This window comes from Alkalibacter saccharofermentans DSM 14828, from assembly GCF_900128885.1.
In the GTDB taxonomy this organism is placed as follows: domain Bacteria; phylum Bacillota; class Clostridia; order Eubacteriales; family Alkalibacteraceae; genus Alkalibacter; species Alkalibacter saccharofermentans.
This window is the reverse complement of record NZ_FQTU01000008.1, coordinates 61,004-81,540: the sequence shown is the minus strand read 5'-3', so window position 1 is coordinate 81,540 and position 20,537 is coordinate 61,004. Positions and strand designations below refer to the sequence as shown.

The 20,537-nt window shown below is 42.4% G+C and carries 20 protein-coding genes; 18 read left to right on the top strand and 2 right to left on the bottom strand.

Going from position 1 to position 20,537, the window contains the following annotated elements; all coding sequences use genetic code 11:
* The first annotated feature begins 27 nt into the window (after positions 1–27).
* The 17 genes from lpdA to BUB93_RS06860 all read left to right on the top strand — a co-directional run bounded on the left by lpdA (position 28) and on the right by BUB93_RS06860 (position 18,105).
* Complete coding sequence (lpdA, locus tag BUB93_RS06940; RefSeq protein ID WP_073270504.1) at positions 28–1,764, top strand: dihydrolipoyl dehydrogenase; 1,737 nt, start codon at positions 28–30, stop codon at positions 1,762–1,764.
* A 115-nt stretch (positions 1,765–1,879) separates the two neighbouring features.
* The gene (locus BUB93_RS06935) at positions 1,880–2,695 is read left to right on the top strand and encodes a Cof-type HAD-IIB family hydrolase (protein WP_073270502.1); all 816 of its coding nucleotides are present in this window, start codon (positions 1,880–1,882) and stop codon (positions 2,693–2,695) included.
* A 22-nt stretch (positions 2,696–2,717) separates the two neighbouring features.
* Positions 2,718–3,026, top strand: coding sequence for a bh protein (locus tag BUB93_RS06930; RefSeq protein WP_073270500.1), 309 nt, complete (start codon positions 2,718–2,720; stop codon positions 3,024–3,026).
* Positions 3,027–3,043: 17 nt separating this feature from the next.
* On the top strand, positions 3,044–3,532 hold the full coding sequence (gene ispF, locus BUB93_RS06925; RefSeq protein ID WP_073270498.1) for a 2-C-methyl-D-erythritol 2,4-cyclodiphosphate synthase: 489 nt from the start codon (positions 3,044–3,046) through the stop codon (positions 3,530–3,532).
* A gap of 4 nt (positions 3,533–3,536) precedes the next feature.
* Positions 3,537–4,928 (top strand): cysteine--tRNA ligase, encoded by a 1,392-nt coding sequence (gene cysS, locus BUB93_RS06920; protein ID WP_073270496.1) that lies wholly within the window; start codon positions 3,537–3,539, stop codon positions 4,926–4,928.
* The gene (locus BUB93_RS06915) at positions 4,910–5,359 is read left to right on the top strand and encodes a Mini-ribonuclease 3 (RefSeq protein WP_084117066.1); all 450 of its coding nucleotides are present in this window, start codon (positions 4,910–4,912) and stop codon (positions 5,357–5,359) included. Before cysS ends, BUB93_RS06915 begins: the two co-directional genes overlap by 19 nt.
* Before the next feature lie 55 nt (positions 5,360–5,414).
* The gene (ychF, locus tag BUB93_RS06910) at positions 5,415–6,506 is read left to right on the top strand and encodes a redox-regulated ATPase YchF (RefSeq protein WP_073270494.1); all 1,092 of its coding nucleotides are present in this window, start codon (positions 5,415–5,417) and stop codon (positions 6,504–6,506) included.
* 14 nt (positions 6,507–6,520) lie between these two features.
* Positions 6,521–7,099, top strand: a complete 579-nt coding sequence (locus BUB93_RS06905; protein WP_073270492.1) for a glycerol-3-phosphate responsive antiterminator — start codon at positions 6,521–6,523, stop codon at positions 7,097–7,099.
* Between the two features lies 1 nt (position 7,100).
* A complete protein-coding gene (locus tag BUB93_RS06900) occupies positions 7,101–8,078 on the top strand; it encodes a type I phosphomannose isomerase catalytic subunit (RefSeq protein WP_073270490.1) in 978 nt (325 codons plus the stop codon).
* A 211-nt stretch (positions 8,079–8,289) separates the two neighbouring features.
* Complete coding sequence (locus BUB93_RS06895) at positions 8,290–9,060, top strand: CheR family methyltransferase (protein ID WP_073270487.1); 771 nt, start codon at positions 8,290–8,292, stop codon at positions 9,058–9,060.
* A 121-nt stretch (positions 9,061–9,181) separates the two neighbouring features.
* A complete protein-coding gene (tkt, locus tag BUB93_RS06890; protein ID WP_073270485.1) occupies positions 9,182–11,152 on the top strand; it encodes a transketolase in 1,971 nt (656 codons plus the stop codon).
* Positions 11,153–11,246: 94 nt separating this feature from the next.
* Positions 11,247–12,962, top strand: coding sequence for a B12-binding domain-containing radical SAM protein (locus BUB93_RS06885; RefSeq protein ID WP_073270484.1), 1,716 nt, complete (start codon positions 11,247–11,249; stop codon positions 12,960–12,962).
* Positions 12,963–13,020: 58 nt separating this feature from the next.
* Positions 13,021–13,866 (top strand): peptidoglycan-binding domain-containing protein, encoded by an 846-nt coding sequence (locus tag BUB93_RS06880; protein ID WP_073270482.1) that lies wholly within the window; start codon positions 13,021–13,023, stop codon positions 13,864–13,866.
* Between the two features lie 172 nt (positions 13,867–14,038).
* Entirely contained in the window at positions 14,039–14,734 is a 696-nt protein-coding gene (gene ftsE / locus BUB93_RS06875; RefSeq protein WP_073270479.1) for a cell division ATP-binding protein FtsE, read from the top strand.
* Positions 14,715–15,611, top strand: a complete 897-nt coding sequence (ftsX, locus tag BUB93_RS06870; RefSeq protein WP_073270476.1) for a permease-like cell division protein FtsX — start codon at positions 14,715–14,717, stop codon at positions 15,609–15,611. Before ftsE ends, ftsX begins: the two co-directional genes overlap by 20 nt.
* A 14-nt stretch (positions 15,612–15,625) precedes the next feature.
* Positions 15,626–16,777: a murein hydrolase activator EnvC family protein gene (locus tag BUB93_RS06865; RefSeq protein WP_073270475.1), complete on the top strand. Its 1,152-nt coding sequence runs from the start codon at positions 15,626–15,628 to the stop codon at positions 16,775–16,777.
* Positions 16,778–16,893: 116 nt separating this feature from the next.
* Positions 16,894–18,105, top strand: a complete 1,212-nt coding sequence (locus BUB93_RS06860; protein WP_073270474.1) for a S41 family peptidase — start codon at positions 16,894–16,896, stop codon at positions 18,103–18,105.
* A 25-nt stretch (positions 18,106–18,130) separates the two neighbouring features.
* Here the strand turns inward: BUB93_RS06860 and BUB93_RS06855 are convergent, their stop codons facing one another.
* Together BUB93_RS06855 and BUB93_RS06850 are read right to left on the bottom strand one after the other, a co-directional pair.
* Positions 18,131–19,000 (bottom strand): putative RNA methyltransferase, encoded by an 870-nt coding sequence (locus tag BUB93_RS06855; protein WP_073270472.1) that lies wholly within the window; start codon positions 18,998–19,000, stop codon positions 18,131–18,133.
* 113 nt (positions 19,001–19,113) lie between these two features.
* The gene (locus tag BUB93_RS06850; RefSeq protein WP_073270470.1) at positions 19,114–19,656 is read right to left on the bottom strand and encodes a glutathione peroxidase; all 543 of its coding nucleotides are present in this window, start codon (positions 19,654–19,656) and stop codon (positions 19,114–19,116) included.
* 172 nt (positions 19,657–19,828) lie between these two features.
* On the opposite strand from BUB93_RS06850, the gene fsa reads away from it, so the two are divergent.
* A complete protein-coding gene (gene fsa, locus BUB93_RS06845; protein ID WP_073270468.1) occupies positions 19,829–20,479 on the top strand; it encodes a fructose-6-phosphate aldolase in 651 nt (216 codons plus the stop codon).
* Positions 20,480–20,537: the final 58 nt, after the last annotated feature.

Below are 20,537 nucleotides of genomic sequence, written 5' to 3'. Positions count from 1 at the left end.
AAGTGGAAAAACGAAGGAGTTGATAAAATGGCAAATGAAATCATCATGCCAAAAGCGGGCATGGACATGGAGGAAGGCACTATCGTAAAGTGGCTTGTATCCGAGGGAGACAAGGTAGACACCGGAGACCCCATACTTGAGATATTAACTGACAAGGTAAACATGGAAGTAGAAGCGGAAACACCGGGGACCATCCTTAAGATAGTGGCAAAAGAAGGAGACGTTCTTCCTGTATTTACAGTCATAGGATATATAGGTAAAGAAGGAGAGCAGCCGCCAGAAGGCGTAGCGCCTGAGGCTCCTGCAAAGGAAGAAAAACCTGCCGAAGAGGCAAAAGCAGCTCCTGTAAAGGAAGAGCCGTCAAAGCAGGCTCAAAAGCAAGAAGACGAATATGACGTTGTTGTTCTAGGCGCCGGTCCGGGTGGGTACGTAGCTGCAATAAGAGCTGCCCAACTGGGAGCAAAAACTGCTATAGTAGAAGCCCAATACTTCGGGGGAACATGTCTTAATGTAGGGTGCATACCTACGAAAACTCTTGTTAAAAATGCAGAGATACTTCATCAAATCGAGCACGCAGGATCAAAAGGAATAATCGTGGGCAAACCTGAGATAGACATGAAAAAGGTAAAGCAGAACAAAGACAGCGTGGTCAAAAAGCTGACTGGAGGAATAGGCGCCCTTCTTAAATCCAATGGCATAACCATCATCGACGGTGTTGGAAGTGCAGGCAATGACGACACAGTGAAGATAGTTGAGGGCAAGGATAAAGGAAAAACCGTCAAGTATGACAAACTGATAATCGCTACGGGGTCACTTCCCCTGGTGCCACCGATACCGGGATTAGATCTGCCGGGAATCATGACCAGCACGGAGATTTTGGACCTTGAGGAAATCCCAAAAGAGCTTGTGGTAATAGGCGGAGGAGTAATAGGCTGTGAATTTGCAACTATCTACAATTCCTTTGGAACAAAAGTAACAATAGTGGAGATGATGCCAAAGCTGATTCCGAACATGGACGCCGAAGTATCTGCAGAGCTTGAAAAGCAGCTTAAAAAAGCTGGAATAAAGGTTATGACCGACTCCAAGGTAGAAAAAGTAGAAACCGCACCGGAAGGGTTTTCTGTTACAGTAAGCGGCAAGGATGAAACCTCCATCAAGGCTGAAAAGGTTCTTGTTTCCATTGGCAGAAAAGCAAACATGAAGGGCCTTGAAGATCTTGATATCAAAAAAGACAGAACCATAGCTGTAGATGACTACCTAAGAACTTCAAAGGAAAACGTATATGCTGTAGGAGATATAACAGGAAAGATTCAGCTGGCTCACTGGGCATCTGCACAGGGAATGAAGGCAGCAGAAAATGCAATGGGAGCAAGCAAGAAGATGGATTGCAGGTTCGTGCCCAGCTGCATCTACACGATACCTGAAATTGGATCTGTAGGGCTTACGGAAGAAGAAGCGCGACAGAAATATGACGTCGCAATAGGAAGGTTCCCGATGATGGTCAGCGGAAAGGCAATCGCCATGGGAGAGACCGAGGGATTCGTAAAGATCATAACAGACAAGAAATACGGAGAAATCCTTGGTGTCCATATCGTTGGCCCCAATGCGACTGAGCTAGTGGCTGAGGTCACTGCCGTTATGAAGCTTGAAGGAACTATCGAGGAGCTTGGGGACATAATACACCCCCACCCGACAATTTCCGAATCCATAATGGAGGCAGCCCATGCCGTTCATGGAGAATGCATTCACCTACCTAAAAAATAATAGAAAATTTCACTTAAAAGCCGCAGGAGTCTTACTTGCGGCTTTTAAACTTGATAAATAAGTCAATAAGATATAAAATATTATAGATAATGATTTGCAGAAGGGATGTAAATATATGAATTATAAAATGTTGGCTGTAGATATGGACGGTACGCTGCTTGACAGCAACAAGTTGATACCGGATGAAAACATCGATGCGTTGTTCAAGTTGCAGAAAAATGGGGTTAAAGTGGTGTTTTCCACTGGAAGGGTCATCGAATCGGCGATGTCATATGCGATGGCTATCGACTTCGAAGCAGACTACGTTGGAAGCAATGGAGCATCAATGGCTTATGAGGACAATTTAGAAACCCTGCAAATAAACACGGACAGGGTAATTGAGTTTGCCCATATGTGTCAGAAAATGAATATTGACTACAATATAATAACGGATAGCCACAATTACTATTATCAAAACCTGGATTTCTACAATATTTACTACTTTGACAACGATATGGTAAAAAACAGCAATATACTATCTAAAAGCCTCTTTTGCGACATTAACGAAATCGAAGCAGAGCTTAGGAACGAAAAGATAATTAAGATGGACATGTACGAAACGGGAGACAACAGGCTGTCGGAAATCTGGGAAAAGCTCGATCATGAGGAGTTTACGATAATAAGGCCGGAAGCAAACTATGTCGAAATAATGAACCTGACGGCCAGCAAAGGAAATGGAGTAAACAAGATAGCAAACCACTACGGAATAGACAAAAGCCAGATAATCACGATGGGAGACAGCGGCAATGACCTGAGCATGTTCGAACAATGCGGTCTTAGCATCGCCATGGGAAACGCTCATGGAGATATAAAAAAGTTGACAAAAATGACCACCGATACTAATGATAATTGCGGGGTCGCAAAAGCGCTCAGAAACCTTCAGCTAATATAACGATTAAAAAGGAGAGTGTCTAATGTCAAGCTCAAAGATGGATGCGTACTTGTTTTGCATACACTGCGACGAAGAAACGGACCACACGATAGAATATAAAAACAATCATATCCACAAGATACAGTGCAACAACTGTGGAGTGGAGATAAAGATAGATCAAGATTACGTTAAAAAACATTTCAAGGAAGAGTTCGTGGCAAGGGTATTAAGCAAGCCTTCCAGGATGACAAAGGAAATGGAAAAAGATATTACAGGCTTTTTAAAGAGCCTGCCTTTTAGGGTGGTAACAAAACCTTTTAGGGTATACAAGGAATTTCACGACAACAAGTAAAGAAATGGAGAAATTAAATGCGTATTGGACACGGATACGACGTGCATAGGTTGATAAAAGGAAGAAAGCTGATTCTAGGCGGGGTAGATGTTCCCCATGAAAAAGGCCTGTTGGGACATTCGGATGCGGATGTATTGGTGCATGCCATAATGGATTCCATCCTGGGAGCTCTGGGCAAAGGCGACATAGGAAAAGCGTTTCCGGACACGGATCAAGCATATGCAGGAATCGACAGCTTGATTTTGCTAAGCAGGGTTTACGGTGTTTTGGAGGAAACAGGCTATAAGATAGGAAACATAGACGCCACTGTCATAGCTCAAAAGCCAAAACTGGCACCCTACATACCTGACATGAGAAGAAAGATTGCAGATGTGCTAAGAACCGAAAGGGAAAATATAAATATCAAAGCGACGACGGAAGAAAAGCTAGGACTTACAGGAAGAGAAGAAGGGATAAGCGCCCACAGCGTCGTACTTCTTGTAACCAAAAAGGACGAAAGGAAGTGATGGCTTGAAGCTGTACAATACTTTGACAAACAAGAAGGACACGTTTGTGCCTATCGAAGAGGGAAAAGTCAAGATGTATGTTTGCGGACCTACGGTCTATAACTATTTTCATATAGGGAATGCAAGGCCGTTTATCATATTCGACGTCCTAAGAAGATATTTCGAATACTGCGGCTACCAGGTTGATTATATTCAAAACTTCACAGATGTGGACGATAAAATAATAAAAAAAGCAAATGAAGAATCATCATCTTCCCAAGAAGTGGCGGATAGATACATCGCTGAGTATTTTAAGGATGCAGATGCCCTGGGAGTCAGGAGAGCTTCTGTTCATCCTAAGGTAAGCGAGAACATAGAGTCGATCATAGATTTGATAAAAAGCCTTGAAAAAAAGGGGCTTGCATACAACATAGACGGCAATGTGTACTTCAGCGTCAAAAAATTCAATGGATATGGCAAGCTGAGCAAGCAGCCCTTAGATGACCTTGAATCCGGAGCGAGGGTAGAGATCTGCGGGGAAAAGAAAGATCCTCTCGACTTTGCTCTTTGGAAAAAACATAGGCCAGGGGAGCCCCATTGGGATAGCCCTTGGGGTCCAGGGAGACCTGGATGGCATATTGAGTGTTCTGCCATGTCATGCAGGTATCTGGGTGAGACAATAGACATACACGGGGGAGGACAGGACCTGATATTTCCTCACCACGAAAATGAAATAGCCCAATCTGAAGGAGCTCACGGGAAGCAGTTTGCAAATTACTGGATCCATAACGGGTATATAAACATAAACAACGAAAAGATGTCTAAATCCAAGGGGAATTTCTTTACTGTCAGGGATATCGCGAAGGAAGTTGATCTTGAAGTGGTAAGGCTTTTCATGCTTTCGGCTCACTACCGAAGTCCTGTAAATTTCAGCAGGGAGCTTTTGATGCAGTCAAAAGCGGCGCTGGAAAGACTGTACAATGCCAGAAGCAATATGACATACCTGATTGAAAACGCAGAGGAAGGCCAAGGGCCAAGTGACAAATGGATTGAGGCACTGGGCAAGTTTAGGGAAGATTTCAAATCGGCTATGGATGATGATATCAACACCGCAGAGGCGCTGGCTGTAATATTCGATCTCGTCAGGGAATCAAATACCAAGCTGGACCGGAATTCTTCCAAAGAAGATCTAGAGGCTGCACTTGTGGTTTTTGACGAGCTGACTGACGTTCTGGGAATTGTTAAAAAAGAAGAGGAACTATTGGAAGAGGATATAGAAAAGCTTATTCAAAAGAGACAGGATGCCAGGAAGAACAAAGACTTCAAGCTTTCTGATGAAATCCGGGATGAACTCAAGGAAAAGGGCATTGTGCTTGAGGATACAAGAGAAGGTGTCAAATGGAAAAAGGTCAATTAAAGGCTAAGATCAAGGATTTTTATCCTAAAAACATATCCAGGTTGGAGGGGAAGGCATTTAACCCAGTCAACCTGGCTTTTATGGGTGATGCCATATACGAAAGCCATGTGCGAAGATATGTGGTATTGAATCACCCCAAAATGAAGGTCAGCGACCTTCACAGACTCTGCATCAGATACGTCAAGGCAACAGCTCAGTCCAAAGCAGTGGGCGTTCTTCATGAGGGATTAACTGAGGATGAAAAGTTCATCTTCAGAAGAGGAAGAAACGCCGCAACAGCGACTGCTCCTAAAAACACATCAATAGTTGAGTATAAGAGAGCCACGGGCTTTGAGGCTGTGATTGGCTACCTTTTTTTAACGGGAGCGGTAAATAGGATGGAAGACTTGATAGAAAAGGCCGTCAGGATATTAGAGGCAGAAAAGTCTTAATAATAGATGATATTTTAAGTTTCAGTGATCTCAATAAAATTAAGGAGAAAAATTAATGGAAATAGGAATCGTAGGGCTGCCTAACGTAGGCAAAAGCACCCTTTTTAATGCTATAACACAGGCGGGAGCGGAGTCTGCAAACTACCCCTTCTGTACTATCGAACCAAACGTGGGAGTAGTTGCAGTGCCGGATGAAAGGCTTGAGAAGCTTGCATCTCTATACAATTCAGAAAAGGTAATACCCACAGCAATCGAATTTGTAGATATTGCCGGCTTGGTTAAGGGAGCCAGCAAAGGAGAAGGACTGGGCAACAAGTTTTTATCTCATATTCGTGAAGTAGATGCCATAGCCCATGTGGTAAGATGCTTCGAAGACGACAATGTGGTGCATGTAGAAGGCAGCGTAGGACCTCTTAGAGATATCGAGACAATAAATATCGAGCTGATCTTTGCTGATTTGGACGTTGTTGAAAAGAGACTCTTGAAAAACAAAAAGCTAGTTAAATCCGGCACTAAAGAGCAGCTTTTAGAGATTGAAGTATTAAACAAGGTAAAAGGGCTCTTGGAGGATAACAAGCTGGTAAGGCCTATTCACTTTACAGATGAGGAATGGGACATCATAAAGAGCTTTCAGCTCCTTACGTCAAAGCCTATGCTTTATGTCGCCAATGTGTCGGAGGACGACCTTGCAGAAGAAGACAACGAACTTGTAAAAGAGCTTAAGGCTTATGCTGACGAAGAAGGCAGCCAGGTGATTAAGGTATGTGCCAGAATCGAAGAGGAGATTTCCCAGCTGCCACCAGAGGAAAAGGGAGAATTTTTGGAGGAACTTGGCTTAAAGGAATCGGGCCTAGACAAGATCATAAAAGCGGGATATAAGCTTCTTGGGCTAATAACCTATCTCACCGCAGGTCCTAAGGAAGTGAGAGCGTGGACTATAACCGAAGGCACAAAGGCTCCGGGAGCGGCAGGAAAGATCCACACCGACTTCGAAAAAGGTTTCATTAGGGCAGAGGTGACCGCCTTTGACAAGCTGATGGAAGCGGGGTCGGATGTCAAGTCTAAGGAAATGGGATGGACCCGTTCGGAGGGCAAGGAATACGTCGTAAAAGACGGAGATGTGATCTTGTTTAGATTCAACGTTTAGATGGAGCTGATAAAATGGAAAATATAAAACAATTGGTAAAAAATTATCCCATAATACCTGCATGCAGGACCAAGGAACAATTTGACGATGCGGTTGAAAGTCAGGCAAAGATTATTTTTATTTTGGAATCAGATATATACGATTTTAAGGATAAAATAAACCGGGTCAAAGACAATGGCAAATACGCTTTCATACACTTTGATCTCATTGCAGGTCTGGCCCAGGATGAAAATGCATTGGAATACGTCAAGGACATGGCAGACCCTACCGGCATAATAACCACCAGGAAGAACTTGATCGTAAAAGCGAAAAAATTAGGCATGAGCACCATACAGAGGATGTTTTTAATCGACACTACGTCTATAGCATCAGCCATCAACATGGCGAGGCAGACCAAGCCGGATGCCATCGAGATAATGCCGGGGATAGCACCTAAGGTTATAAAGGCTATAAAAAGCAGGATAGATACGCCTATAATAACCGGTGGACTGATGACAGAAGAAATAGAAATAAAAATGGCCCTAAAGGCTGGAGCTGTAGCTGCTTCACTTTCCAAAAAGAAGCTTTGGGAATTTAATTGCGAGGAGGATTAGGATGTATCCGCTAAAATTCAAGCCCATATATCAAGAAAAGCCCTGGGGAAACCAACAGTTAAAAAAATTTAGAGACGACCTGCCTGCAGGGAAAATAGGTGAAACATGGGATTTGTCCTGCAGAAAAGACGCAATGAGCATTGTGGAAAACGGAGTAGACAAGGGCAAGACGTTTCAGGAAATGATAGACACATACGGAGAAAAACTTCTGGGAACTAAAATGATAGGCAAGGACTTTCCCCTTCTTGTTAAGATACTAAGCGTTTCCCAGAAACTTTCAGTACAGGTCCATCCCGATGACGAATACGCTCAAAAACAAGGAGAGCAATACGGCAAGGAAGAAATCTGGTACATAATGGACGCTGAGCCTGGGGCAAAGCTTATCCTCGGCACAAACGGATGCACCAAGGAGGAATTCGAAGAGGCGATCCGCCAAGGGAAGGCTGAGGACATGATGAACAAAATCCATATACAAAAAGGAGAGATATATCATGTCAAGTCAGGCCTTATTCACACTGTGGACGGGGAGGTTATGGTTTCAGAGATACAGCAAAACAGCGACACTACCTACAGGGTATATGATTACAACAGGGGAAGAGAGCTGCATATCGACCATGCGCTGAACACCATCAGATTCGATCTGGAAGGAAAGAAAAGCCACGGCGTAACTGCTGTGTTTCCCGAATATACAAAGACCTGGTATGCACTAAGCAAGAACTTTTCTTTGGAGCACTACGATATCGTTGAATGCGTAAATGAAAGATCAGACTCTGAACGGTTCTTCATATTCACCTGTGTGGTAGGAAACGGAGAGATTTTCTACAAAGGTGGAAGCCTGCCGATAAATAAAGGAGATACTGTGCTGATACCCGCGGATTTGGGAGAGTACACTTTAGTAGGACATATGGAAGTGTTAAAAACCTATGTGCCTGATTTTAAGAAAGTTCAAGAAGAGATCATGTACATAGTCGAAAATTAAGTAAAGGCCTGCAGATGTGGCGCGAAAACCCTATCTGCAGGTCTTTTGTGTAACCCGTGTTTGCCTCTTCCTGGCAAACATCAGGATCAGGATGCTAAAAGCTGGGTTGTAAACAGCTTGCCGGGAAGCGCAAAGACCCAGGAGCAGTGGGTGAAGTGCTGACTCCGGAGAAGATAGTTGAAAATATAAAAAATATCGTCAGGGTGAAGAAATGGAATTAGAATTCGATTATTTCAAGAAATGGGTTAAGGACAAGCTGAGGGTAGACCTTGATTCCTATAAGGAAAAGCAGCTTCACAGAAGAATAGGAACTGTCATGAACAGCTCGGGAGCAAAGAATCTAAGGGAGTACGCTGAGCTGATACAAAAAGATGAGAATGTAAGACGAGTGTTTTTAGACTATATAACAATAAATGTCACGGAATTTTACCGCAACAAGGAGATATTCGACGAGTTTGAGGATGGGATAAAAAGCGTGCTGGTGCCCAGGTTCAAAAATTTGAACATCTGGAGCGCGGCTTGTTCGATAGGAGCAGAGCCATACACGGTCGCTCTTATTATGGAAAAGAACAACATAAAGGGATACAAGATACTGGCAACTGACATAGACGATACAATACTTGAACGGGCAAGGGAGGGAAAGTTCAAGGAAAAAGAAATCAAGAACGTGCCAAAGCCGGAGATAGAAAAGCATTTTCTCATAGAAGAGGGACAGTATCACATCTCGGAGAACATAAAGAAAAAGGTGCATTTCAAGAAGCACGATTTGATACTTGATGATTATGATAAAAACTTCCATGCAATTATCTGTAGGAACGTAACCATATATTTCAAAAAAGAAACAAAAATAGAAATATACAAAAAAATAAACAATTCATTGGAAAAAGGCGGGATATTCTTCACAGGAGCGACAGAGAGCATATACAATCCTTCCAGCTTCGGATTTAGAAAGCTATCCACATTTTTATATGAAAAAGTTTGACCAGGAGGGATAATTGATAGACGATTCTCAAAAGTACAGGGATCTATTTTTTTGTGTAGACATCTTCTTTTAGGGTAATAATCAAGTGTATAAATTTTTTTTGAAAGAGGGGTACTTACAAATGAATAAGAAAATGCAATCAATTAATGCTCTGAGGATGCTTGGAGTTGATATGGTAAATAAGGCTAATAGCGGACACCCGGGAATAGTGCTGGGTTCAGCGCCAATGATGTATACCCTGTTTACGAAACACCTTATATACAATCCGGAAAAGCCTGACTGGTTTAACCGGGATAGGTTCGTGCTATCTGCAGGACACGGCTCAGCATTGATTTACGCTACGCTGCATCTGGCAGGCTATAACCTTACAATGGATGACCTTAAGAGTTTCAGGCAGTGGGGATCTAAAACTCCGGGGCATCCTGAATACGGTCACGCAGAAGGCATAGAGGCTACTACCGGCCCTTTAGGCCAGGGAATATCAAATGCAGTGGGCATGGCAATAGGAGAAAGATATCTGGCTGCTCAGCTTAATAAAGAAGGGTTTCCTGTGGTGAATCACCATACATATGTATTGTGCGGTGATGGAGACCTGCAGGAAGGCGTGGCCATGGAATCTGCATCACTTGCGGGACATCTGGGATTGGACAAGCTGATAGTCTTATTCGACTCAAATGATATTCAGCTTGACGGACCTGTAGATATGGCGACTAGCGAAAAGATACAAGCCAAATTTGAGGCTATGAATTGGAGCTATTTAAAAGTCGATGACGGTGAGATGACCGAGGATATCTCAAGGGCGTTGGAAAAAGCAAAAAATATGCTGGGTCCTACTTTAATAGAGGTAAAAACAATAATTGGGCATGGGTCTCCGCAACAAGGACAAAGCGCCACCCATGGAGCTCCTCTGGGAGAAGAAAACACAAATATAGCGAGACAGAACCTGGGCTGGCACCATCCACCCTTTGAAATACCTGAGGAAGTATATGAAGATTTTAGGGAATCAAACGACTTAAAGGGCATGAATGGCTACAACGTGTGGGTTTCCATGGTTGATAGGTACAAGAACAAATACCCCATAGAGGGGAAAATCATAGAAGCTTTGATGAATGGGGAGAATCTGGGAATTGACTACGACTGCGTATTGGAAGACTACAAGCCAAAAGATGTATTGGCCACGAGAGCCTCATCGGGAGACATGCTCAAGATATTGCAGGAAAAAAACCCGTTAATGATTGGAGGAAGTGCAGATCTGTCTTCATCCACCAAAGTAAGAGGAATAGGGGGAGATTTCGGAAGATACAACCCCTTGGGCAGAAATATCAATTTTGGGGTTAGGGAACACGCAATGGCTGCAATAGTCAACGGTCTGGTACTCCATGGTCTTAAAGGCTTTGCCGGAGGGTTCTTCATTTTCAGCGATTACATGAGACCTTCAATGAGACTTGCCGCGCTAATGGGGATACCTTCCATATTTGCGTTCACCCATGACTCAGTTGCGGTGGGGGAAGACGGACCTACGCATGAACCTGTTGAACAGCTGGCAGGACTTAGGGCCATGCCGAATATGGATGTGATCAGGCCTGCAGATGCAAATGAGACCAAAGCTGCTTGGATATTGGCTCTTGAGTCGAAAGACAACCCAACATCAATGCTACTTACCAGACAGAATGTGCCTACCTTGGATAATGCAAGTTTCAAAGGGGTAGAGAAGGGAGCCTACGTGATCTCTCCGGAGAAAAAGGAAGCCAAGGCCATAATCATAGCGACAGGAAGCGAAGTTTCACTGGCACTGGAGGCACAAAAGAAATTGAAAGAAGACAAGATAGACGTAAGGGTGGTATCCATGCCTTCCATGTTCAGGTTCAAGAAACAAAGCGATAAATACAAGGAGTCGGTGCTGCCGAAAGACATCAAAAAAAGGGTTTCAGTTGAGATGGGATCAACTTTCGGTTGGGCTGAGTTTACAGGGAAAAATGGCAGAAACCTTGGGATAGATAAATATGGAGCCAGCGCAAAAGGTGAGGAGATAATCCACAATTATGGATTCAATGTGGACAACTTGGTTAGAATAGTCAAGGAAATGCTGTAAATACAATTGATTTATCAACAAAAGGTGATTTGCGCTGCAAATCACCTTTTATATGGTATAATTGACACTGAATAAATCATAAAGGAATAATTAAATGAAAATAGTACTCACAAGCCTCAACTCAAAATATATCCATACTAATCTGGCTATCAGGTCGATAAAGTCATATCTGAATTTTACTGAAGGAGAAGTAATTCTCAAGGAGTTCACCATAAACGATAACCTGGAAAGCATCTTAAGCAAGCTTGCGGAGGAAAATGCCGATGTATATGCATTTTCGGTTTATATCTGGAATGGGGAGGAGACGGCAAAGCTTGCAGGGAATTTAAAAAAAATCATGCCGGATTCCTTGATAATCGCGGGAGGTCCGGAGGTTTCGTACGATTCTGAAGCCCAGCTTGAACATTACAGCGCAGACATAATAGTGCGGGGTGAGGGAGAAGCTGCTTTCAAAAGGCTGATAGAGGCAATTAACAAAGGCCTGGATATAAACAAGATACCTGCTTTGACCTACAGAGACGGGGGCAAGACAGTATCCACAAAAGATGGACTTGATCTCATGGATATGGACTTTCTTAAGGATGCTTATTCGGATGACGAGCTCGCAATCATGGGCGGAAGGATCATATACTATGAGGGAAGCAGAGGGTGCCCCTTTGCTTGTGCCTACTGCATGTCGTCAGTGGAAAAAAGCATGCGGTTCAGATCAGTGGAAAAAGTGAAAATGGACATAAAAAGGTTTATCGATTTGGGAGTAGATCAGGTCAAGTTCGTAGATAGGACTTTCAACTGCAATAAGAAAAGAAGCAAGGAATTACTGGAATTTATCGTGGACAACAACTCAAACACGAATTTCCATTTTGAAATAGCAGCAGATCTTTTAGATGAAGAGACTATCGGAATTTTGTCTAAAAGCTCCCCAGGGCTGATACAGCTTGAGGTTGGGGTTCAGTCGGTGAATGAAAAAACACTCAAGGAGATCAATAGAGCTACAGACATATATAAAATAAAGGAAAATACCCTTAAGATACTAAGGCTTGAAAACATACATCTCCACCTTGACTTGATAGCAGGGCTTCCCTTTGAGACCATTGATGATTTTGCTTCATCTTTTGATGAAATAATAGAGCTGAGGCCTCATATGCTGCAGCTGGGATTTTTGAAGATATTAAAGGGATCTCCTATGACAGAGCTTCTTGGCAGGCACGGCTACAAGTACAGGCACTACCCACCATACCAAGTGCTTGAAAACAGCTATATGACCTACTCGGATATGAGCTTGCTTGAGAAGGTGGAGCATGTGGTCGACAAGTACTACAACAGCGGCGGATTCAAATTTGCTCTGGATATGGTTTTTGACACGGAAATGGAGACCATGTTTGAGTTTTTCAGGCAATTGGCATCCTACTGGGATAAAAAAGGGCATTTCGACAACGGAGTATCAAAAGACAAGACCTATGAGATACTAAAGGAATTTCTAATTGAAAAAGGCTTTGACGAGCAGATGACTTTGAATGTAATGAAGATGGATTACCTACTTTCCAACAAATGGCCACTTCCCGTATTCTTGCCCCATGCCGGTCCCACCAAAGAGGAAGCCTTTGAAATGTTCAAAAACCAAGAGTTCTTGGAAAAGCATCTGCCCTTATACAGTGGAGTTCCTGCCAAGGAAATATACAAAAAGGTGCATCTAGAGACTTTCTCGACGCCTAGGGGACAGAAGAGGACCGGGCTGTTTTACAAGCCAAAAGATTTGCAGGTGAAAAATTTAAATGCCATGATCTGGGTTCAAGAGGATTTTGGAGCTTGATTTGGCAGTTGATTGTTGGTAGAATTGTTAAATAACAAGTGCAAGAGGAGACGAATTTATGAAGTCATTTAAAGGTATATTTTTATATTGCGTCATTTTGGTATTTTTATTGTCTTTGTCAGCTTCTTTCGAAGGGATGAACATCATTGAAAACAGGCTTACGGGTCTTAGTTTATCCAGCGACCAGATGAAGCTGGCTTTTTACGACAGATATTCTTTAATGGAACAGCTTGGAGACGATGGCAGAAGCGGCAATTCTGATATTGGCTCGGACATAGAGGAGGGCGTGGAGTATACCATTGGATCATCTGAAGACCAGGTTTACGAATTTCAACTGATCCTTTACTATCTGGACTACCTTGATGAGTTTCCTAACGGCAAATTCCAGGAAACTACCAAAGATGCAGTTAGCGCTTATCAGGGGGATAAAGGATTCAAAGCGACAGGAGTTTTGGATTTTGAGACTATGACAGCCTTGCAGAATGAAGAAATAATATATTCCTTGGGTAAAGAAGGTAAAGAAATTCTCAGATATCAGATGATTCTGTACTATATGGATTATTTGACCCAGTATCCAAACGGCTCCTTCGGAGAGGAAACGGCCTCATCGGTGGTAAGATATCAAAGGGATAAAGGACTTGAAGCTAACGGTGAGCTTGACAAAGTGACAAGGGACAGCCTTTTTGCAGAATCCATAACTTACAAGGTAGGTAAAAGAGGAGATGCAATCAAGGCTCTACAAGAAAGGCTTATCAGCCTGGGATATCTCGACGGTCAGGCAGACGGTCAATATGGAAATATGACGGCTCAAGGGGTAACGAGGTTTCAGCAGGAAAATGATTTAGAGGAAACGGGTAATCTTGATCCTGAAACTATAGCACGAATAAACCAGTTGAGTGAATAAAAACGCTTAAATGTATTAGATGAGAATCAAAGGTGGTTTGAGAGCTTTCAAACCGCTTTTTTTTCTTTAAAAATCCTTAAATCGGTTTTTATATAACAGCTCTTCTGATATAATGACTAAAGAGTTACACAATAGTTACATGTGTAACCTAATAATTCGGAGGTAATAAAGGTTGATAACGTTTGAAAATGTCAATAAGACTTATGATAAAACGAAGCATCTAGCCTTGTCAGATGTAAATCTTAACATTTGTAAAGGAGATTTTGTCTTCGTAGTCGGAAAAAGCGGGGCGGGGAAGACCACCCTGATTAAAATGATGCTCAAGGAGCTAGATCCCAGTGAAGGAAAGATATTTGTAGATGGGGAAGACATTACGGGAATCAAAAGAAGGAAGATTCCATTTTATAGAAGAAAAGTAGGAGTAGTCTTTCAGGATTACAGGCTTTTATCGGATAAAACAGTATATGAAAATGTAGCCTATGCAATGGAGATCATAGAAAAAAAACATAAAGACATAAAGGAAAAGGTGCCTGAAGCCCTTAAAATGGTCGGACTTTCCCACAGGGAAAAGTATTATCCTGATCAGCTGTCAGGGGGAGAGCAGCAAAGGGTATCCATAGCCAGGGCGATAATTAACGATCCTAAAATAATAATTTGCGATGAGCCTACGGGCAATCTTGATCCCAAGACTTCAGTAGGGATAATGAAGCTGCTGAAGGATATCAATGACAGAGGCACGACGATCATAATGGCTACTCATGACAGGGAAATTGTAAACAGGATGCAATCCAGGGTAATCACCTTGCATGGAGGCAAGGTGATAGGTGACAAGAAAGGCGGGTACGACTATGAAGATTCACACATTTAAGTACTTGATCCGAGACACCGCCAGGAGCATCAAGCGAAACACTCTTATGAGCATCGCTTCGGTGGTATCCGTTATAGCCGCCCTTGTGATACTGGGCATATTTTTGGTTATTGCCCTAAACATCCAGCACATGACCAGCGATATTGAGAGCCAGCTTGAGCTTAAAGTATTTGTTGAAAAGGACGCCACAGAAGAGCAGAAGAGTCAGCTGGAAGAGCTTCTCATTGCAGACTCCAGGATATCAGAGGTTAGGTTCGAGTCAAAGGAAGAGGCTCTTGAGAAAATGTCAGAAAACCTGGAGCAGTATCAAGGGATTTTACAAGGGCTTGAAGGCGACAATCCCCTTCCCGAATCATTCATTTTGAGAGTGACGGATTCTTCCCAGATAAAGGAAGTCAACGACAGCATATCTGAGTTTGAGGGCGTAGATTATATTAATTACGGACAAGGCTATGTGGATGCATTGATAAGATTCAATGATTTCACTAACCTTTTGAGCCTAGCAGTACTGGTTATTTTGACTGGGATATCCGTGTTCATCATCTACAACACCATAAAGCTGACAGTGTTTTCCAGAAGGAAAGAGATAAGCATAATGAAATACGTAGGGGCTACCAACTGGTATATAAGGGTTCCTTTCATCATAGAAGGTGGGGTTTTAGGATTTACAGGAGCTTTCTTAGCGATACTGGTAGTCAGAAACATCTACTATTATCTGTTGGGAGCGATGGCAGGGCAGTCTGCACTGATAATGGGAGTGACATTTGCTCCGCCGGAGGCGGTTTTGCCCTCTATTACCTTCTACTTCATGATTTACGGGCTGATAGTAGGAGCGACTGGAAGCTTATTTTCGATAACTAAATTTTTGGACGTTTAAAGGGGGAATAATCATTGAAAAAGAAAATATTGTCACTTGGTTTGGTCTTGTTAATGACTATGACCTTTTTGTCTACAGGGGTATCTGCCCAATCTGTAGATGATCTGAAAAACGACTTGGAATCCATAGAGCAAAAGCAGGCTGAAACTAAAAAGAAAATCGATACAACCAAAGCCACTATAAGTGAGGTTATGGAAGAAGTCCAAAGGCTGGACGGAGAGATAACTAAAATCGAAGGAATAATATCAAACCTTCAAAGAGATGTAGATGCCACGGAAGCAAAGCTTATAAAAATAAGGGAAGAGCTTAAAAAAGCTGAAGAAGAACGCAAAGAGTACAAAGAAGTCCTTGATGAACGCTTAAGGGTGATGTACATGTTCGGCGAGAGCAGCTACCTGGAAATTTTGTTCAGTGCCGATGACTTCGGAGACCTTATTTCAAAGATAGATATGATAAGAACCGTTATAGAGTACGATCAGGAAATATTTGCAAAACTCGAAGCTGTGGAGAAGGAAATAGAGTCTAAAAAAGAAGAAATCGAAGTTGAAAAAAACAACATAATCGCCAAGCAAAATGAGGCGAGGAGACAAAGAAGCAGCCTAAGCCAAGTGAGGGTGAGCCGTGAAGGATATGTAAAGGAGCTTACCAGCAATGCCAGGTTGTTGGAACAAGAACAAAAGGCATTAGAAGCAGAATCCAATAAAATCAAAAACGAGATAATTGCGCGACAATCAATAAATGAAAAAGTCAACAGCAGATATTTATGGCCGACTCCGGGATATGCCCGAATCACTTCCCCTTATGGGAACCGAATCCATCCGATACTTGGGTATCAAAGGTTTCACTCAGGTATTGATATAAGCGTAGGGGGCAGAAGAGGTGTAAATACTGTTGCCGTAGGATTTGGAGAAGTCATTGGATCCACGTATTCAGGTGGATATGGGAATGTGGTTACAATAGATTTAGGCCTTGATGACAATGGAAACAAGGTTTCGGCAGTATATGCTCATCTTGCCAGAAGATATGTAAGCGTAGGAGACAAGGTAAGCCCAGGAACTCCAATCGGTGAAGTGGGCACCACGGGAATGTCTACCGGAATACATCTGCACTTTGAAATACGTATTAATGGAAATACTGTAAATCCGCTGAGTTATGTATCGCCATAGAGTAAAAAAATCGGGAAATCTTCCCGATTTTTTATTTTCTGATTTCATTTTTAATGAAATCTAAAGCTTATGTGTTACAATGAAACGTAAGCCAATTTATACTCAAGGAGACCCATATGAATAATAATAACAGCAACAACAAAAAATGGTATGTGCTTATTTTTATCGCCGTACTTATAGTTTCAAATATGGCCACCTTCGTATTTACCAATCTGATAACAATTGCAGTTGGAGACAAGGTGATCGTACAGGCAAAAGATGCCCATACTGCGGATTTCATAACCAAGATGCTGAATCTGAAAAATGAGATTCAAACTTCATATTATAAGGATGTGGATGAGCAGGTTCTATTTGACGGGGCGCTGGCCGGAATGTTCGGTGCCGTAGGAGATCCCTACACCGCATATTATAACGAAGATCAGTTTTCCACTTATCTGGAGCAGCTTGAAGGCAGCTATGTAGGTATAGGTGTCGTAGTGACCATGAGCGACGACGACAGGGTAACCATAGTATCTCCCATAGATGGATCCCCGGGACAAAAGGCGGGACTGGCTTCGGGAGATATAATCATGGCAGTTGACGGTGAGGAGATAAAAGGGCTAAACCTTGAAGAGGTTGTAGCTCTGATAAAAGGTGAAGAAGGAACACAGGTTGAAATAACTGTCTTGAAGAGAAGTTCCGGGGAAGAAATAAATATAAGCATAGTCCGTGAAGAAATCGTCATGACCAGCGTATCAAGTCAAGTGTACGAAAACATAGGATATATGACCATATCCCAATTTGAACCCTACACATTTGAAGAGTTTGAAAGACAGCTGGATGAACTCATAGCTCAGGGGGTAGAAGGAATAGTATTCGACCTTCGAGATAATCCAGGGGGAATGATGAACGCAGTCGTGGATATGCTCGATAGGATCATGGGGGAATCTGTAATAGTTTATACCCAGGACAAACAGGGGAACAGAGAATACGAAAGGTCTACCGACAGACAAAAACTCGAATTGCCCATGGCGGTCATAATAAATGAAGGCTCGGCAAGTGCCGCGGAGATATTTGCTGGCGCCCTCCAGGATACCGGAGAAGGAGTAATCGTCGGAACTAAGTCATTTGGCAAGGGCATCGTACAGCGCATGAGCGATTATCGTGACGGAACGGGTTATAAGATAACCATATCCGAGTATTTTACTCCTAATGGACGGAATATACATGGTATCGGAATAGAGCCGGATATTATCGTGGAAATCGATGAAGAGCTGTTATATTCACAGGAATACAGACTTGAAGATGATGAACAATTCTTAAAAGCAGTAGAAGCAGTCAGGGAATAAATAAAATAAAATGCCGGGAGAAGACCTAGGTCTTGCTCCCGGTGAGTATCTCGTAATCCAGGCTTATCGTCTGGATTTTTTTTAATTTTTCTTTTTCAGCAGCTTCCAGATTCCTGTCAACCAGCAGAGGCGTCATCTCGATAAGGTCATGAAGCTGAAGCTCATCTGGCGAAAATGAATACTGTATCTTCTGTGAGTTGAAGTTAGAGAGGTTTTTTTTGAACAAGTCCTTTACCTTTTGATTCGAATAAGATGCTTTGGAAGTACTTGAAAATAATACATTTCTGAACTCCTTCAGATAGCCGGGCCCGGGAACGACTTTTATCATAGTGGAATTTTCCTTCATTACTCTGAAAAACTCAGAGTAGTTAGAAGGTGAAAGCACGTTTAGCATCACGTCGAAGGCCTCATTTTTATAAGGGAGGTTTGAAAGGTCTCCTACGCTCCATAGGATGGGTAGGCCACAGTTTCCGGCGATAGATATCCCTTCCTTGGAAATGTCGATTCCGTGGAATTCAATATCACGGGCACCAAGCCTTTTATATATGCCGGCGCTTATGCTCCCCTCTCCGCATCCCGCATCCAATATGCTGATGCTTTCCTTGCCGCAAAGTCTATTTATGGAATCTGCCACCTCATCCATCAATATGTGGAATACCCTTGCATCTGCGGTTTTTTGACGGGCTTGGAACAGACTTTTACTGTATATCGAATCATGAGGGGCAAGCAAAAAGTTGACATAGCCTTTTTTTGATATGTCAAATGAGTGGTTTGATTCACATATAAGATTCTTGTTGATCAGAGCCATCGAAGACCTGCATTTGGGACACTGAAAGGTATGTTGATATTTAAATGCTGATGCAAGAAATGCATCCATCTTGCTTAGTTTGTTCATAAATGTCTCCATTTCATAGTGATTATAACCCGTGTAAATGTAATTATAAATCAAGATCAATGTCTTTACAACGAAAAAAGGGCATCCGTTTCTAAATCGGATGCCCCTATGGATCAGATAAGCTCTCTTATGGAGTCTGCTATGTCCTCTGGCTCCACCCAGGAATCAAATCTTTTTACCACATTTCCATTTTTGTCTATGAGAAATTTGGTGAAATTCCACTTGACGCTTTCATCTTCAGCAAATTCCGGGCTTCGGTCCACATTAATCCCGTGGAACTTCTTTTGGACTTCATCGGATAGATCCCAGCCTTGAAAAGGAGCCTTTTCAGTTAGATATGCATAAATTGGATGGACATTTTCTCCCCTTACGTCAACTTTGTCAAATAAGGGAAATGTGACTCCGTAATTCAATTGGCAGAAATTCTTGATTTCGTCATTGCTGCCGGGCTCTTCCTTAAACTGATTGCTGGGAAAGGCGAGAATTTCAAAATCTTTGTTTCCAAGGCTCTGGTACAGAGCCTCCAAACCTTCGTATTGAGGGGTAAAGCCACACTTGCTTGCGGTATTTACCACTAAAAGAACCTTTCCTCTGTACTTTTCAAGAGTAGTCTCTTCTCCGTCTATCGTCTTGACCTTGATATCGTATATGCTCACATTTACCATCCTTTCGTTTCTTTATTGCCCTATGTTTTAATAAATGGACTTCATATATATCTTATTACCCATAAGAATATTTTAAAAACACGGAGATTCGGACAGCTCAATATTTCATAGTTGCACAAATGTTCAAAAAGTGATATAATCGTTTACAGGAGGTTGATGATTTATGAGATTTTACTTGGATACTGCAAATATCGATGACATTGAAAAAGCAGCAAAGCTTGGGATAATCGAAGGGGTCACGACAAATCCCAGCCTGATCGCCAAAGAAGGCATGGATTTTGAAGAAGTTATCAAGACTATCAATACCTTGGTAGATGGATTTGTTTTTGCCGAAGTCACCGCTTTAGATCCGGAAGAAATGGTGGAAGAAGGATTAAAGTTAAATGAATTAAGCGACAAGATGATAATAAAGCTGCCATGTAACTGGGCAGGTATACAGGCTTGCAAGATTCTAAGCAATAAAGGCGTCAAGGTTGCGGTGACACTGGTGTTTTCTGCAAACCAGGCTTTGATAGCTGCACGGGCTGGCGCGTATTTTGTAGCTCCATTTGTAGGTCGACTAAATGATATCAGCCAGGACGGAGTCGGTACCCTTATAAAGGACATAAGGGAAATATTTATGGTAAATAAAATTAAAACTAAGATCGTCGCGGCCAGTCTCAGGAATCAAATGGACGTGTTAAACTGTGCCAAAGCAGGCGTAGACGTTGCAACGATCCCCTATCAGACGCTTTTAGGTCTTTTGAATCATCCACTCACAGATGCAGGTCTTGCCAAGTTCATGAAGGACTGGGATTCAATGAAAAACAAATAAGCACAAGACCTTGCAGATGGCTAGCATTCGTGATATACTGACATTAATTAAATATTTG

Bases quoted from the DNA above. Each gene is read 5' to 3' on its own strand.
- lpdA (WP_073270504.1), top strand. From the start codon at position 28: ATGGCAAATGAAATCATCATGCCAAAAGCGGGCATGGACATGGAGGAA.
- BUB93_RS06935 (WP_073270502.1), top strand. From the start codon at position 1,880: ATGAATTATAAAATGTTGGCTGTAGATATGGACGGTACGCTGCTTGAC.
- BUB93_RS06930 (WP_073270500.1), top strand. From the start codon at position 2,718: ATGTCAAGCTCAAAGATGGATGCGTACTTGTTTTGCATACACTGCGAC.
- ispF (WP_073270498.1), top strand. From the start codon at position 3,044: ATGCGTATTGGACACGGATACGACGTGCATAGGTTGATAAAAGGAAGA.
- BUB93_RS06915 (WP_084117066.1), top strand. From the start codon at position 4,910: ATGGAAAAAGGTCAATTAAAGGCTAAGATCAAGGATTTTTATCCTAAA.
- ychF (WP_073270494.1), top strand. From the start codon at position 5,415: ATGGAAATAGGAATCGTAGGGCTGCCTAACGTAGGCAAAAGCACCCTT.
- BUB93_RS06905 (WP_073270492.1), top strand. From the start codon at position 6,521: ATGGAAAATATAAAACAATTGGTAAAAAATTATCCCATAATACCTGCA.
- BUB93_RS06900 (WP_073270490.1), top strand. From the start codon at position 7,101: ATGTATCCGCTAAAATTCAAGCCCATATATCAAGAAAAGCCCTGGGGA.
- BUB93_RS06895 (WP_073270487.1), top strand. From the start codon at position 8,290: ATGGAATTAGAATTCGATTATTTCAAGAAATGGGTTAAGGACAAGCTG.
- tkt (WP_073270485.1), top strand. From the start codon at position 9,182: ATGAATAAGAAAATGCAATCAATTAATGCTCTGAGGATGCTTGGAGTT.
- BUB93_RS06885 (WP_073270484.1), top strand. From the start codon at position 11,247: ATGAAAATAGTACTCACAAGCCTCAACTCAAAATATATCCATACTAAT.
- BUB93_RS06880 (WP_073270482.1), top strand. From the start codon at position 13,021: ATGAAGTCATTTAAAGGTATATTTTTATATTGCGTCATTTTGGTATTT.
- ftsX (WP_073270476.1), top strand. From the start codon at position 14,715: ATGAAGATTCACACATTTAAGTACTTGATCCGAGACACCGCCAGGAGC.
- BUB93_RS06860 (WP_073270474.1), top strand. From the start codon at position 16,894: ATGAATAATAATAACAGCAACAACAAAAAATGGTATGTGCTTATTTTT.
- BUB93_RS06855 (WP_073270472.1), bottom strand. From the start codon at position 19,000: ATGAACAAACTAAGCAAGATGGATGCATTTCTTGCATCAGCATTTAAA.
- fsa (WP_073270468.1), top strand. From the start codon at position 19,829: ATGAGATTTTACTTGGATACTGCAAATATCGATGACATTGAAAAAGCA.